Annotated in this window: 4 protein-coding genes and 3 pseudogenes; 1 reads left to right on the forward strand and 6 read right to left on the reverse strand. The window is 71.6% G+C overall.

The window, feature by feature from the left end; genetic code table 11:
• Positions 1–22: 22 nt before the first annotated feature.
• Positions 23–193 (forward strand): annotated as a pseudogene (locus ACFY10_RS33230) (radical SAM protein); the annotation flags it as partial.
• A gap of 79 nt (positions 194–272) precedes the next feature.
• Here ACFY10_RS33230 and ACFY10_RS33235 read toward each other — a convergent pair.
• The 6 genes and pseudogenes from ACFY10_RS33235 to ACFY10_RS33260 all read right to left on the reverse strand — a co-directional run.
• Positions 273–648, reverse strand: a pseudogene (locus tag ACFY10_RS33235) (radical SAM protein); the annotation flags it as partial.
• A 326-nt stretch (positions 649–974) separates the two neighbouring features.
• Positions 975–1,727 (reverse strand): annotated as a pseudogene (locus tag ACFY10_RS33240) (IS6 family transposase).
• A gap of 127 nt (positions 1,728–1,854) precedes the next feature.
• Positions 1,855–5,340, reverse strand: a complete 3,486-nt coding sequence (locus ACFY10_RS33245) for an AMP-binding protein (protein ID WP_390668928.1) — start codon at positions 5,338–5,340, stop codon at positions 1,855–1,857.
• The gene (locus tag ACFY10_RS33250; RefSeq protein ID WP_390668929.1) at positions 5,337–8,249 is read right to left on the reverse strand and encodes an AMP-binding protein; all 2,913 of its coding nucleotides are present in this window, start codon (positions 8,247–8,249) and stop codon (positions 5,337–5,339) included. The genes ACFY10_RS33245 and ACFY10_RS33250 overlap by 4 nt, the downstream gene beginning before the upstream one ends.
• Positions 8,246–10,576: a lantibiotic dehydratase gene (locus ACFY10_RS33255; protein WP_390668930.1), complete on the reverse strand. Its 2,331-nt coding sequence runs from the start codon at positions 10,574–10,576 to the stop codon at positions 8,246–8,248. The genes ACFY10_RS33250 and ACFY10_RS33255 overlap by 4 nt, the downstream gene beginning before the upstream one ends.
• Positions 10,576–15,972 carry an SDR family oxidoreductase gene (locus ACFY10_RS33260; RefSeq protein WP_390668931.1) on the reverse strand — a complete coding sequence of 1,799 codons (5,397 nt, stop codon included), beginning with the start codon at positions 15,970–15,972 and terminating at the stop codon, positions 10,576–10,578. The genes ACFY10_RS33255 and ACFY10_RS33260 overlap by 1 nt, the downstream gene beginning before the upstream one ends.
• Positions 15,973–16,035: the final 63 nt, after the last annotated feature.

Raw genomic sequence — 16,035 nt, forward strand, 5'->3', positions numbered from 1 at the left:
GGGTAGGCGACCACCAGAGCTCGTACGCGCTCTCGCCGAGCACGGCATCGACTGCGGTGTCCTGATGGCCCCGGTGATCCCGTTCCTCAGCGACGACCCGGCCCAGCTGCGCGCCACCGTGCGCGCGATCGCCGCCTCCGGGGCCGCCTCCGTCACACCGCTGGTGCTGCATCTGCGACCGGGCGCCCGTGAGGCGTACAGCCGCTCGTAGCGGCGCACCAGATACGGGTGGTGCTGCGCCAGCCAGGCCATGAACCATTCAGGCGGCGCTCGGGGGGCGTGCCCGGCTCCACCGTGCGCCACAGCGCGGGGTCGGTGAAGCCGACCGAGACGGAGATGCCGACGTCGGTGACCTCGGAGGCCTGCACCAGGAGGTCCAGGTCGCGTAGGATCAGCGTGCCCTTCGTCAGGATCGAAAAGGGGTTTCGCGTGGTCGCGCAGGGCGGAGATGATCCCCGGCATCAGGCCGTAGTGGCCCTCGGCGCGCTGATGGCAGTCGACGTTGGTGCCCATCGCTAGGTGGTCGCCCTGCCAGCGGCGCGAGCCGAGCTGGCGGCGCAGCAGGTCCGGCGCGTTCACCTTGACCACGATCTGCGAGTCGAAGCCGAGCCCGGTGTCGAGGTCCAGATAGCTGTGCGACTTGCGGGCTGCACTCCCGCAAGGCCTCGGGCGGGCCAGTGGCGCCTGCTGGCACGGGCCCGGACACGTCGCAGGCCCCGGGGGAGGGGCAGCCATGACATCCCCAGGGCCCGGCTCGGGGAAATCGGGACAACATGGACATGCCATTGTCGGTGGGGCCTGAGACCATAGAAGCGAGGCGAAACCGCCCTCACGGGACAGCAGTTGACGATGGAGACAACGCGCACCATGAGACTGGCACTGAACAAGGAGTGGACCGGGCACTGTCACGTTGTTGGGGGTGGCTGATGTGAAGGGTGTGTCGGGGCGCGTTTTCTCTCGCTCGTCGGCCGCTGTCAGACGGTCGTGAGGCAGCCGGTGGCCTCGTTCCAGGTGCGGAACCGTTCGGTCATTTCGTGTCGGTATTCGCGGGCGGTGAGCAGGTGGCGGCGGGGCCGGAAGTGGGGTGAGATGCTGCTGAAGGCGGACAGGAATCTCTGGGCGTGTCCGGGGCTGGTGAAGCGCCGCGTGGCCCTCTCCCGTTGCCGGGTGGGCTGGTGCGAGTTCTCAGCGCGGTTGTTCAAATACTTCGAACTCCGGTGCTCCACCGAGGGCATGACGGTGCGGTGGGCGGCCCTGTAGGAGCGGAGCCTGTCGGTCACGATCACCCGCGGCACGTACTGAAGGTCCTTGAGGAGGCGGCGGAAGAACTTCTTCGCGGCCTTCGCGTTCCGCTTGGACTGGACGAGGATGTCGAGGACGTTGCCGTCCTGGTCGACGGCCCGCCACAGGTAGTGGATCCTCCCGTTGATCTTGAAGAAGACCTCGTCCATGTACCACTTGTCGCCGGGCCGCGGGCGGCGCCGGCGCAGCGCGTTCGCGTACTCCTGCCCGAACTTGGCGCACCACCGGCGGACGGTCTCGTAGGAGACCTCGAGGCCCCGCTCGAGCATCTACTCCTCGACCTCGCGGTAGGACAGCGGGAACCGGAAGTGCAGCCACACACAGTGGGAGATGACCTCCACCGGGTACCGGTGGCCCCTGTACGACGGCGCCGCACTCTCCACAGCCGGGCCCCTCCCCGAGACGATCAACCCGACGAAGATCATCTCACCGGCCTCGCCAACGTGACAGTGCCCTTCCGTCTCCTCGACACCCAATAAAGACAATGTCAACCGTCAAGTGCGGTTGTGCTTCCTGGGCTGACTTGGGGGAGCAAGATCGTCCCAGGGCCTCTCACCGGTCCGTGGATGAGCGGATCTGCTGCATGGCCCGGCGCCGAGCGTCCCTCAGCCGCTCGCGGCTGTCGTGGTGGCTGGTCCCGTCGGGGTTCCGGGGTGCCGGACTGCCGTGACGTGTGTTGCCCGGCTCCGCAGGGGTGTGGGCGGTCAGATTGAGAGCGGCAGCGAGCGCGCGCAGGTTCGGGTGCCGGAACAGCAGGAGCGGGTCCAGCCGCCGGCCGAGGACCGTGCTCAACTCCGCCCCGAATTGGAGCAAGGTGATCGAGGTGAAGCCGGCGTCGAAGAAGTTGGCCGTGGGGGAGACCGGGTGGCCCAGTACGGACGCTGCCGTGCCCTGGAGCCGGTCGTCGGGTGACACCGGGGACCCCGCGGAAGGAGCGGCCTGTGCTCCCGCGGCAGGGGCGACGGGCTTGAGATTCGCGGACAGTTCCAGTCGGTCGACGATCGAGATCGTGGCAGGAACTGCCGGCGCAGCGAGCACCTCGGTGAGATGCGCGCGTACGAAGGCCTCTGCCGGACGTGCCTCCGCAGCCCGGGGCTGTACCCACAGCCGCAGCGCCTGGTGGTCTTCGTCGCCGACAAGTTCGGCCACCGCGTCCGCGACCCCGGGACAGCCTCGTGCCGCGGCCTCGACCTCGTCGAGCAGGACGCGGTGGGAGTTGACCAGAACCTGCCGATCGAGGCGGCCGACCAGGTGGAACAGCCCGGTCGCGTCACGCTGCGCGAGGTCGCCCGTGCGCACCAGACGGAAGGGTGCGGTGACGAACCGCTCGGGCGCGTCGGCGAGGTATCCGGACGCGATCCACGGCTCGCCGACGAGGAGTTCACCGCGTTCTCCGTCGGTGCACCGGCGCCCGTCCTCGGTGATCAGCTCGACCCGTCTGCCGGGCAGCGGGCGGCCGATGGGTACGTGGGAGGTGTCGGGGAGCGGGTCGTCGGGGTCGAGGCGGTGGGCGACCGCCAGCTGCGGGATCTCGACGCATCCGTAGCCGTTGACGATCACGGCCTTCGGGGCCCGCGACCTGATCAGCGCCGCCGTCGCGGTGGTGAGCGGGGCGCCGCCACAGATGACGAGACGCAGGTAGGGGAGGAGCGATGCGTTCGGGTCTCCGCCGAGGACGAGCGCCAGCAGGTTCGGGGTCGCGCTGAGGACGCTGATCCGCTGGGCGTGCAGCCAGTGGGCCAGGCCGGTGAGGTCGGCCTGCTCACTCGGCGTCGGCAGGCAGAGGCATGCTCCCGTCCGTACCGCGAGGCCGATGTCGCGCAGGGCAGGGTCGTGGGCGGGGCCGCTGAGCAGGGCGATGCGGTCGTCGGCGCCCACGCCGAGCCAGGGCACGAGGTCGGCCACCGCGGCGTCGGTCACGGGTGTCGGGATCAACACCGGGAGGGGATCCGCGGTCGTGCCGGAGGTGAAGAGCACATGTGCCGCCGACGGGAGACCGGGCGCCTGCCGGGGTGGTGCCGGGAGCGTGTGCAGGGGGCCGTCGTCCAGGGGGAAGGCGTAGGAGGCGTGGCTGCCGCGAGCCGCTGCGTCCCGGCGAGCCGGTGGCCATGCGGCATCGAGCAGCACTGGGGTGACCCTGGCGCGCATGCAGGCGAGCAGCCGCTCGACGAAGAGCCGGTCCCGCCGGGCGGGCAGGGCGACCAGGGCTCCGGGTTCAGCCGTTTCCAGCAATCGTGCCGCGCGGGTGGTGACGGCGCGGTCGAGTGTGTGCCGGTCGAGGACTCCGTCGCCGGTGTCGAGAGCGGGCGCGGAGGGCTCTTCAGCTGCCGTACGAGAGAGGAGGTCGACCGTCGACGGCGCATGACCGAGGGCGAGCGGTTCGGTGCCGGGGCAGCCGGTTCGCGTGGACGGCAGGAGTTCGGCGAGGCGGCGCTGCGGGTCCGTCGCGGCGGCTGAGCAGACCTGTGCCACCTGCTCGGCGAATTCGGTGAGGTCGGCGACGTCGTGCGGCGCTGATCCCTGCGGGGCGACCAAGTGTAGGCGGTAACCGGCAGCGGTGCGTTTGACGTACAGGCTGAGGTCGAACAGCGCCCACCCGGGTGCGAGGTCGTGTTCGGCACTCGACTGCCCGCCGAAGCGTGCCGGTGGAGCTGCTCCGGTGAGGTCGTTGAACCACAGACGGACGAGCGGGCTGCGGGAGGTGCGGGGGAGCTGCAGGCGATCGAGGATCTCGTCGTAGGTGGGCGTCGCGTGATCGACGGCGTCGAGGAGTGTGAGCCGTGTCGCCGCGCACGCGTCGAGGACGCTGCGCCCGTCCGCGGCGGGATGGCCGGGGTCCAGGAGCAGGGTGTCGAGGAGGAAGGCGACGGTCTGCTCGTCGGCGGGCTCCGTGACCCGCACGCTCGGCACGCCGAACACACCCGGGTCGCCGCCGGAGCGTGCCGCGAGCACCGATGCGGCGATGGTCAGGAAGAAGACGGCCGGCGTGACTCCGGCGCTGCGCAGCAACGCGTCCACGGCCCGGCCGGCCCGGGGCGGGAGGTCGACGGTGAGGGTGGTGGCCTGGTGCTCGTCGGGCCCGGCCGGGAGAGGGGCGGGCGCGGGCAGCGTGGTGCGGGCGCGGGCGGCAAGCAGCCGACCCCACCAGTCGAGGTCCGCCTTCCACCGCGCGGAGCCGACGAGGCCGCCTTGGCGGCGGAGGTGGGGGAGGAGGCGGGGGGCCGGGCGCGGCCACTGCGGTGCGGATCCGGCCCGGCGGGCCGCGTAGGCGGTGGCCAGGTCGTCGAGCACGATGTCCGACGAGCGCAGGTCGCTGATGAGGTGGTGCATCACCAAGGCGATCCAGGTGCGCCCGGTGCCGGGCGACCAGACGAGGCCGCACCGCCACAAGGGTCCGGCATCGAGGGGGATCGGCCGGTCGGCGATCCGCCGCAGTGCGGCGTCGACCTGGTCGGCCACGTCGTCGTGTGCCGTGCCGCGCACGACGTCGATCACGAGCGGTACGGAGACCGCCTCGTCGAGGACGATCTCGGGACAGGCAGGGGAGGGTTCGACGACGTGGCAGCGCAGGGCTTCATGCCGGGCGGCCACGTCCGCAAGAGCGGCGCGCAGCGGTACGGGCTGCACCTGGGCGTCGAGCGTGAGCACCCGTACGACGTTGTAGGCGGGGGAGTCCGGGTAGAGCTGGTGCCACGTCCAGATCCTGCGCATGGCAGGTGAGAGGGGCTCCGACTCCGGTTCACGGCCGGCCGTGGTCTCCGGGACGGAAGGACGTGGAGCGGCCGTGGCGGCCGCGGCGGGTTCGTGCCTGGCCTGCTCGACCAGCGCGACGAGGTCGGTGAGTGAAGGGTTGTCCCTGATGAGGGCGGCGAGGCTGATCGTGGCACTGAGCTCGGTGCCGATACGCGCGACGAGTCTGGCTGCCAGCACCGAGTGTCCGCCCGCTTCGAGGAATCCAGCATCGGGTCCGGTGTCGCCGAGCAGGTCGGTCCAGATGGCGTGCAGCCGACGGGTGAGACTGCTGTCGGGGCCGGTCATCGGTGACCTCCGGGGGAGGCGGTCGGATCCGCCTTGATCGCGAGCTGTGCCAGCGCTGCCCGGTCGACCTTGCCGTTCGGGGTGAGGGGGAGTGCGTCCAGGCGGCCGAGATGGCTCGGGATCATGTAGGGCGGAAGACGGGATGCGAGCAGCTCGCGCATCTCGGTACCGGACGTGCCGGCTCCGCGGCAGGTGTAGAAGCCTGCGAGCGTCCGGTTCCCGTCACGGTCGCAGGTGACGACGACGGCCGACCGGACATCTTGCGCATCGGCCATCACGGCCTCGATCTCCTCCAGTTCGACGCGGTACCCGCGCACCTTCACCTGGTGGTCGATCCGGCCCAGCAACTGCATCTGGCCGTCCGCCAGCCAGCGGCCGCGGTCGCCACTGGCGTACATGCGTTGACCGGGCCGGAACGGATCGGGGACGAAGCTCCGTGCGGTCTGTGCGGGGTCTCCGTGATACCCGAGAGCGAGTGACGCACCGGCCGTGTAGATCTGGCCGACTTCGCCGGGCGCGGTGGGTTGTCGCCGGTCGTCGAGGATGTAGTAGTGCGAGCCCTTCAGCGGGAGTCCGTAGGGAATGCTCGGCCACTGCGGGTCCACGGTGTCGATCTCGTAGAAGCACGACCAGATCGCGGTCTCGGTCGCTCCGCCCAGGTTGACGATCCGGACCTCGGGGAAGACCTCACGGGTTTCGTCCGGCATGGACACGGGGATCCAGTCGCCGGCGAGCAACATCAGGCGCAGCGACTTCTGTTGCCGGCGGGGCGCGTCACTGTCGGTGAGGAACGGGAGGAGCCAGGCGAACATCGAGGGTGCCGAGTTCCACAGGGTGATCTCCTCGTCGAGCAGCACCTGGGCGAGCACTCTGGGTTCGGCGAGTTCGGCGTCGCCCGCGATGCGCAGGGCGCCTCCGGCGGACAGTACCCCGAAGACGTCGAAGATGGAGAGGTCGAAGCAGAACGACGTCACCTGCAGGAGTGTGTCGTCGGCCCGGACGGCGAACCGGTCGGCGGAGGCCGAGAGCGTGTTGAGCAGTGCGCTGTTGCTGACCGCGACGCCCTTGGGGCGCCCGGTGGAGCCCGAGGTGTAGATCACGTAGGCGACGTCGCCCGGAGCGGCCGGAACGGGCGCCGGGGAGTCGGGCTGCCGGGCGAGATGCCATCGGGTGTGAATGCGCTCGGCGGACCGGTCCGCCGTGTCCGGCGGAAGGTCTGTCCGACGCAGTACGCCTGTCGGCCTGCCCGGTGCCGGAGGCTCGACCGCCCATGCAGGGTCGGGTCCGTGGGGGAGGGGGCCGGGCAGGAGTACGGCACCGCCGGGCCGGACGACCGTCGCGAGGGCGCGCAGCAGCGCGGGGGAGGGCGCCGCGGGCACGACCGCCACGTCGACGGTCGTCGACACGAGATCGTCGAGGCGCTCCGGGTGTCCGACGACGAGGTCGGCGAACACACCGTGCTCCTCGGCCCACGCGGCCGCTGTGCGTACCGCCTCCTGGTCCGCGTCGACGGCGGTGAACAGTCCCAGGTGAGGGGCGACGAGCTTCATCAGGTCGCCCTGCCCCAGGCCGATCTGCAGGACGGTGCCCGGCTGTTCGGCCATGACGTGATCGGCGATCGCTCCGAAGTCGCTCTCGGTGGCCGCTTGTTCCGCGGGCGGTGATGCGTGGCGCGGCTGCGGAGGACGCTCGGTGGGGACGTCGAGGAGCACGACGTCGCTGAGATCGGGGCAGACGGCCGTGAGTTGCTCGAACAGGGCCAGGTCGTCGGCGAATCCGAGAAGGCAGCGGACCCCGGTCGAGCGCAGGACGTACGCGGTCCGTTCGAGCGGCCATTGGTCACTGACAGGCACGAACGCGGCACCCGCCAGAGCCGTGCCGAGTATCGCGATGACGGATTCCGGGCGGCGTCGTCCGATGAAGGCCACATGGTGTCCGGGTGCGACGTGGTGCTCGTGGAGCAGCCCGGCGACCTGTGCCGAGAGTCTCAGCAGCTCCTCGTAGGTGTAGACGACACGGTCCTGCTCCACGACGGCCGGTGCGTCCGGTGTCCGTCGCGCTGTCCGCGCGACGAGGCCCACCGCGGTGACGTCTTCGTGGACGGCCCCATCAGCGGCCGGGTTCAGCCGGGATTGCGTGACCGACCGCACGGGACGGACCGCTGTGATGTGCGCGATTCCTGCCGCCACCGCGGCGCCGAACGCCGTCTCGTCCTCGTGCAGCGCGAGGTGGGAGCCCTTGACGCGGCTCTGCAGGGGAGCCGTGCAGACGTCGTCCCAGGCCCGGAGCGACGGCTCGGGTACCAGCCAGTCGGAGTCGAAGCCGACGACGCAGGTCGGCACGGAGAGCGGGGGGCGTGGCCGGTGGCGGTAGCTCTGCACCACGGAGAAGTCGGCGTGCAGCGGCTCGGCGAACAGTTCGACCATGCCCGGGACTTCGAGCATCTCCGGGGCCGCGAGCCCCATCTCGACGGCTTCGTGGAGGAATTCCCTGCCGGGGGGCTGCATCGTGACCGACGGGTGCCCGATCCCGCTCTGGGGAGCGCGGGTGCCGCACACGACGAGGCCCAGGGGCGGCGTTCCCGCGTCGGCGAGTCGCGCGGCCGTCTCGTAGGCGAGCCACCCGCCCATGCTGTACCCGAGGAGCACGATCCGTTCCGTCGGCAGTTCCGCCATCGCATCGAGCAGCTCGGTGACGACGTCGTCGGCGTCGCGCAGACAGGGTTCGGACATGCGGGGGCCGTGTCCCGGCAGATCGACGAGTACCAGCACGCTGTCGCCGTCCAGATGCCGGTGCAACGGACGGAACGCGCGCCCTGAGCCGCCGGCGTAAGGCAGCGCGATCACGAGAGGTCCGTCCCCGTCCGGATTGATCACGTCGCTGAACCAGGCCGACGAGAATGCGGTCATGTGGATGCCGTCCGATCTGGCGTCGTCAGCGGGGACTGGACCTGGGAGTCGTCGTGGACGACCACACGCAGTTCGCTGGTGTGGGGCCGGCCGTCGGGTCCGGCGAGCCACAGCTCGTCCGGGGACGGAAGCATCTCGGTGAAGGTGATGGCGGCGCCGGCGTCGGAGGCGACGCTCCGGCGCAGACCCCGCGCGAGATTGCGGAGGGACAGCGGAGCGTCCTGGTCGACGAGGTAGGGCTTCGGCTGGTCCGGTGTCCGGGCGAACAGCCATCGCGGCATGCCCAGATCCTGCAGCCGCCGGCGCAGCGTGCGATGGCGGTAGTCGTTGTCGACGGTGTAGGGGAGGTCCGACACCGGCACGTGCCAGCTTTCCCGCGCGATGACCACGTCGTCGAGCAGCAGGCGGGGCTGGTGACCGGCTCGGGGCCGGATGCTGAACCGGTCGGCGACGACCGCGGTGAGGAACTCGCCGAGTACCTCGGTGAGCGGTGCCCGCCAGTCGGCGTCGGCGGAGCGGACGAGGAGCCGGCCGCTGTCGTCCTGTTCGACGAGCAGTCCTGCCCCGGGCAGGGCCATCCGGCCCGAGGGATGGCCCTCGTCCGCGGTCCAGGACCAGTACTGGTAGAGCTCGGGAAGATCGAGGGCGAGAGGCGGGTAGGTGCGTGAGGTGACCGCCGGTGACGCGGCCGGGTAGACGGGCACGAACCGGCCGTCCGGGAAATCGGCCGCGGTCGCCGCGCGCAGTTCGGCACGATCGTCGGCCTGCGTGGCGAAGGCGCGGTTCTCCAGCGTGTTGACAGCGAGGTGCAGCTCGCCGAGCACCCATTGCGGACGGTGGCCGGGGCGTTCGCGGAGCATCAGATCCGGGCTGTGCTGCCGGGCGGCACGCCATCCGACCGCGCCGGCCGGGAACAGCTTGCGCACGAGCGGGGTCATCGCCTCGGTGGTGAGCCGGACCGAGGACGCCGAGGACTCCACAGCGGTGGCGAGCAGTTCAGCCCAGCGTGCCCGGAAGTCGTCGGCGACGCGTGCGACCGCGGTGCCGGGCAGTCCACCGAGGATGTCGCCGGAGGCCATCACCAGGTCGCACAGGGCCACCGGCCGCCCTGAGGTGGCCCGCAGGGAGTCCGCGCGTGCCGCGAGCTCCCGATCGAGCTCCGCTCCGCTCTCGCGTACCAGCCAGCGGGCGGTGTCCAGAAGGAGCCCGAGCGGGGCACGGAGGTCGTCGATCAGGTCGGTGCCGATGGTGACGTCGAGGTCCCGCCGGCAGTCCTCGTACACCATGCACCGCCCGAGGTCGCGATCGGGTTTTGCGCGCTGGTCGCCGACCCCGGCCAGGGACCGGAACTCCGCCCCCAGACGGTTCAGGGCGTCGCGCAGCGCGACCGGGTCGCCTGCCGCGTCCGCGACGGCGCCGACGGCTCGGTCGAGCTGGTCGAGTTCGGTCAGCAGGCCGTCGCGCAGCCTCTCGTCCGGGATCTGCGCGAGGTGCCCGCGCAGGACGTCCTCGGGCCGATCGGTGACCGGGACGGGCAGTCCGACGAGGACCGCACCGGTGGCTGTGAGCCGCTCCAGAGCCTGCTCGGCGGTCCGCCACGCTTCGGGAGGTCCGTAGGCGCTCAGCAGTTCACCCACCCGGCGCGGCCGATCGAGGAGAGCTGTCACAGCGGCCTCGTCGGCGTCCAGTTGCTGCGGGCGGCGTCGTGGCCGGCGCAGTACGCGCCCGTCGAAGGAGCATGCCGGGTGGCGTCGCGCGATCAGATGGGTGTGGAGCCCCGGCCGCGCGGCGAAGGCGCGCGCGAGCGCATCGACGGCCCAGTGCTCGCGAAAGAGGCTGCGGCTGCGCAGGCCGGAGGTGCCGCCGGCACGCATTCCGGGGTGGTCGTCGCTGAACCGCGCCCAGGCCACCGGACCGAAGAATCCGATGGTCTCGTTCTTGGCGCAGTAGCGCTGGGCGAGGAAGGCGACCAGCGCTTCGCGTTGGTCCCTGCGCGAGAGGCGTCCGTCTCCGCCTGCGGCGAGGTCGGCGGCGAAGCTGCCCATCCAGTTCCGGATGAGAGCCGGATTCTGCCAGGTGACAGCCTCGAGGAAGGCCGGCTGCGCGACGACGGAGCGTACCGCCGCCGCGGAGGTCTCGCGGCTGCGCGTGTCGGAGTCGTCGTCCCCGCAGGAGGGGACCGCGAACGCGTCGAGCCAGGAGATCGGCATACCCGCGCTGCGCAGGGCAGCCAGCCGCCACAGCGACCAGTCGTCGTGCAGCGTGAGGCGATGTGCCGGCCCCGTCGAGGACTCGGATGCGGGAGAGGCGTGCGGTGCGACTGTCATCACCGCACCCGCTGGTCGATGACCTCGGCGAGTTCGGCCAAGGTGGGGGCTTCGAAGAGGAATCCGACGGTCAGCTCGATGTCGAACAGCTCTCTGATCTGCGCCATCAGGTCGATCGCGGTCAGCGAGTCGCCTCCCAGGTCGAAGAAGTCGTCGTCGGGTGCGATCCGGTCGTGTCCCAGGATGCGCGTCCACAGGCCGCGCAGACGGTCCGAGGTCGAGGCCGGCGTCGTGTCCGCCGGGGCACCGGCGGCCGGTGCCGCCGGCCATGGGGGCGAGGTCGGCCGCGGGGAAGCGGGGTACTCGGGAGACGGCACCGGCAGCGGCACAGGCACCGACACGGGCACGGGCACCGACACAGGCACCGGCCGGCCGTTTCGGTGCGGGCGCACCAGCACCTGATCGGGGGTGCGGGAGGAGAGCAGACTCATCAGGATGTCGGTTCCGACGGACGGGTCGATGCCTGCATGGTCCTGGCGGTCGGCCTCCTGGTCCTTCCGCTCGTCGAGTCCGGCGCCGAATGCCGTCCGGTCCGCCTTCCGTATCGTGAAGCCTTCGACGGCGACGAGGACGAGGCCGTCGGAGCCCATCACGTCGATGTCCGCCACGAGCTGTCCGTGACGGGTCTCCTTCCTGCGGATGTGGACGGCGATCTCCTCCTGGAGCGGCGCGAAGACCGTGAGCGCGCGGTACAGGAACGGTAGATACGTCTCGTCGGCGCGGACCTCGGGGCCGGGCCCCGGACACCCCCGCAGCGCGGAGGTGGCCGTGTCCAGCAGTGCCGGGTGCAGGGGGTGTGAGCGGAGATCATCGGTGAACCGCCGCGGGAGCCGCAGTTCGACCAGCTGCTCGTCCGCGCCGTGGCGGATTTCCACGACCGAGTTCCAGCGCGGTCCGAGCGTGAAGGACCCGGCTGCGGATCCGGCCGTCGGACGCGTGGACCGGCGCAGCGTCGCGAGATCGCGGGCAGGCGCCTCGACGCTCCGGCGTTCGATCCGTCCGGTCGCGTGCGTGACCCACCGCGCGGTCGTGTCGTCCGCCGGCTGGGACCGGACCTCGAAGCGGTGGCCGGCGCCCTCGGGTGCGAACGCGATGGTGACGCGCCGCGCCCGGCGCGCGGTCAGGGGCGCGACGAACACCACGTCGGAGAGCACGGCTGCGAGATCGGCGGCCGCGGGCACGGTGTGGTCGTATGCGCGTGTGACCAGGTCCAGATGGCCGGTTCCGGGCAGGACGGGGGTGCCGTCGAGCCGGTGCTCGTCGAGCGCCCAGGTGTCCGCGGCGTCGAGCCCGGTCGTCCAGTGCAGTTCGCCGACCGCGGGCGCGCCGTCGGGTCGGCTGGCCATGCCGATGGTCGTCCAGCTCGGGTAGTTGACGCTCAGCACCCTGCGCGCGGGGAACAGACCAGGACGCGCGCACAGGTCCATGACCCCGTTCGCCGCCGCGTAGTCCCCGCCGCCGACGAGGCCGTCGACGGCGGCGCGACTCGAGAACAGCACGGTCCAGTCGAGTTCGGGCCGGCCGGCCAACGCCTCCGCGAGGGCGAACGTCCCGTGCACCTTGGGGCGCAGCACCTCGGCCGCCTGCGCCGGGTCGCGGGCCTGCAGGATCCCGTTGCCCGCCACGCCCGCGAGATGCAGCAGCCCCTGGACCGGCCCGAAAGCGGCCGCGACGATGTCGAGGGCGCGCCGCACCTGCCGCGGGTCGCCCACGTCGCACGCGAGGAGCCGGACCTCGGCCCCGAGCGCGGTGGCTTCGCGGACGGCGGTCGTGACGTCGGCCGACCAGGTGTCGAGGGGCTCTTCGGTGGCGGGGAGGGTGCGGCCGAGCAGCGCGATACGCGGACGGATGCCCGTCGCGGCGATGCTGCGCATGGTGGCCAGGCCGAGCGCGCCCATCCCTCCGGTGATGACGTACACGCCTCCGGAACGAAGGGCCGACGTGTGGTCCGGCGACACCTGCAGCGGCGTTTCCCGGCGCACCCAGCGGCGACGCCCGCGCAGCGCGACGACGAGGTCTCCATCGGCGCGGCAGAGTTCGTCCCGCAGTTCGGCGACGGGAGTGCGCGGAGAGAGGTCGATGACCTTGCAGCGCTGCCGGGGAAGCTCGGCGGACAGCGTGCGTACGAGTCCGTGGACGCTCGCCTTCACCGGGTCGACCGGGTCGGCTCCCGAGACGTCGACCGCGCCCGAGGTCAGCGCGATGAGTTCGGGGACACGCCCCGTCCCGCCGGTCCGCAGCCCGTGCCGGACCAGCGCGAGTGCGCTGAAGAAGCTGTCGTCCAGCTGCTGTTGGACGTTGGCCGTGGTCGCCGCCGGCCAGGGGGCGGCGGCGACGGCATGCACCAGCAGGTCGGCCTCGATGCCGCGGCGGGCGAGTTCGTCGAAGACCTGCTCGGTGTCGGCGGTGACACCCGGGCGGACGGCGAACTCGTCGCCGCCGTGGCGGTAGGCGTCGGCCGGACGGATCCGGATCGTGCGCATCTCGGCACGCTCGAGCGCGGCCACCACGTCGTTCGCGCGGTCCTCGGCGGCAGGGAGGAAGGCGACGGCCGTCGCCCCTGCCCGGGTGAGATTGGGTGGTGTCGGAGCGCAGGAGATCCAGTCCAGGGAGGAGAACGGGCCGGTCTCACGGTCTTCGAGGACGGCGCCCGAAGCGGTCGGCGGTGGTGCCGTGTGCGCTTCGCCGGGCGCGTCCGGCGCCGTCATGACGGGGGCGGGGGCGGCCGGTGGCGCGTCGACCCAGTGCCGCTTGCGCTGGTACGGATAGCCGGGGAGCGGGATCCGATGCCGGAGCGGAGCCTGCCCGACGGCTTCCCACGCGATGTCGGCGCCGGCCGTCCACAGGTGTGCCGCGGCGGTCAGCACGGCGGTCATGTCCTGGTGGGCGTCGTCACCGGCAGCCGTTCCGCCCCGCCTCTTCGGCAGCGTCGGCACGACGGCGACGGAGGCGTCCCGGACCCGCCCGTGGCGGCGGGCCAGCTCGGTGAGGACCTGCCCGGGGCCCACCTCCAGAAGCACCCCGGGCCCGGTCTCGGCCAGCGCGTCCAGAGCGGTGGCGAACCGTACGGGCCCGACGAGCTGATCGACCCAGAAGGCGGGGTCGACGGCCTCGTCCGCGGAGATGACGCGTCCGGTGGCGGCCGAGTGGACGGGCAGGGCCGGTGGCACCAAGGTCACGCCGCTGAAGGCCTTCTCGAACGCGCGGGCGGCATCCCGGAGCAGGGGCGTGTGGAAGGCACTCGACGTGGGCAGCCGGGTGCATGCGACACCACGGTCGGCGAGCTCCGCGGCCACGTCGGCGAGGTCGTCCTCCGACCCGGCCAGCACGACCTGGTCGGCTCTGTTGATCACGGCCACGGTGACGGTCCCGCCGAGTACGTCGCGCAGTGCCTCCGCACTGGACGCGGCGGCGAGCATGCCACCGCCGGCGGGATGATCGCGCATCGCCCTGGCGCGGGCCAGGACGAGTGCGGCGGCGGCGTCGGGTGCGAAGACTCCCGCGACCGTGGCGGCCGCCAACTCGCCCAGGCTGTGGCCGAGAAGCGCGGTGGGACGGACTCCGGCCTGCTGCCACATGTGTGCCAGGGCGAGTTCGGTGGCGAACAGGAGAGGCTGTGCGAGGGAGGTCTCGTTGATGTCCAGCCCCGCGGTGCCGCGCCAGCAGTCGCGGAGCGGCAGGTCGGGGCAGTCCAGCCGGTCGAGCCATTCGTCGAGCGCACGCGTGAAACTCGGCACGCGCCGGTAGAGGCCCTGTGCCATCGCCACGTGCTGGGAACCCTGACCGGGGAACAGCAGACAGACGGACGGCGGACCCGTCACCGGCTGCCGTGAGGAGAGGACGCGACTGGTGTCCGCCGCCGTCATGGCGGTGGCCGCGTCGTGCGCACCGGTGCACACGGCCGCCGCCCGGACCGGATGGGTCCGGCGGCCGTGCTGCAGGGTCGCCACCGCGTCCGCGAACACCTCTTCCCCCGACTGCAGGAAGACATCGGCGAGGCGGCCCCGGACGGCTGGCTCGGCGTCCGCGGTGGGGCTCGACCAGACCACCGCACGCGGTTCCCCTCGATGGGGTGTGAGGGCGGGGGCGGGGGGCTCCTCCAGCACCACGTGGGCGTTGGAGCCACCGATCCCCATGGCGCTGACGCCCGCGCGGCGTGGCCGCTCCGGGTCCCGCGGCCAGGCGGTGAGCCGGTCCTGTACGCGGAACGGGGAGGATCCGAAGTCGATCCGGGGGTTGGGCGACCGGTAGTTGATGCTGGGCGGCAGCTGCTCGTGCTCCAGCGCGAGCACCGTCTTGATGAATCCCGCCAGGCCGGCCACCGGTCCCAGATGCCCGATGTTGCCCTTCACCGACCCTATGGAGCAGCTGCCCACCGGGAGTCGCTCCTCGGCGAGGCTGGTGAAGGCGTCGGTCAGCGCGCTGATCTCGATGGGATCGCCCACGACGGTGCCGGTCCCGTGCGCCTCGACGTAGGAGATGTCGCCCGGTCGTAGACCGGCCATCGCCAGTGCCTCCATCACCACGGCACGCTGCGCGGCCGCGTTGGGCGCGCCGAAACTGACCTTGTCGGAGCCGTCGTTGTTGATCGCGCTGCCGCGGATCACGGCGTGGATGTGGTCGTGGTCGGCGACGGCGTCGGGAAGTCTCTTCAGCATGACCGCACATGCGCCCCCGCCGAACACGGTGCCGTCGGCGTCCGCGTCGAAGGGGCTGCAGTGGCCGCTGCGTGACTGGACCCCTCCTTCCGACCAGAGGTAGCCGTGCCCGAACGGGAAGTCGATGCTGGCCCCTCCGACGAGCGCGGTGTCGCAGTCGCCGACGCGCAGCGACTGGCACGCCATGTGTAGGGCGATCAGGCTGCTGGAGCAGGCGGTCTGCACGGTCACGCTGGGCCCGTGCAGGTTGAGCTTGTACGAGGCCATGGTGGCGATGTAGCCGCCGAGATTGAGGGACGCCACGTCGGAGAGGGGAAAACCCATCCCGTCCTTCTGGGGTCGCAGATGGTGTTCGTCGTAGAGCGGCGCGCCGGCCGAGGCGAAGACCGCGGTGCCCGCACCGATGGTGGTCGGGTCGTAGCCGGCGTTCTCGATCGCCGTGTGGGCCGCTTCGAGGAACAGCCGGATCTGCGGGTCGCAGGTCTGCGCTTCGCGCGGTGTCATGGCGAACAGGTCGGCGTCGAAGTACTGCGCGCCCGGCACCAGGGCGGCTGCCTTCACGTACGCCGAGTCGGTCAGCAGCTCTTCGGAGACGCCGTGATCGCGCAGGTGCTCGTCGCTCAGCGCCGCCACGGACTCCATGCCCCGGACGAGGTTCAGCCAGTAGGCGTCAACGCAAGACGCGCCGGGGACCTGTGCCGCGACCCCGACCACCGCGATTTTGTCGGCATCGTCCACTGAGGCCTCCTCGATCAACGACGTGCGACCTCTTGGAAGCTACGGCCCGGGTCGGGATCGGTC

Origin of the sequence: Streptomyces sp. NPDC001401, assembly GCF_042895385.1 — a bacterium.
GTDB lineage: Bacteria > Actinomycetota > Actinomycetes > Streptomycetales > Streptomycetaceae > Streptomyces.

Excerpts from the sequence above, each read along its gene's own strand:
- ACFY10_RS33250 (WP_390668929.1), bottom strand. The coding sequence starts at position 8,249 with ATGACCGCATTCTCGTCGGCCTGGTTCAGCGACGTGATCAATCCGGAC.
- ACFY10_RS33245 (WP_390668928.1), bottom strand. The coding sequence starts at position 5,340 with ATGACCGGCCCCGACAGCAGTCTCACCCGTCGGCTGCACGCCATCTGG.
- ACFY10_RS33255 (WP_390668930.1), bottom strand. The coding sequence starts at position 10,576 with ATGACAGTCGCACCGCACGCCTCTCCCGCATCCGAGTCCTCGACGGGG.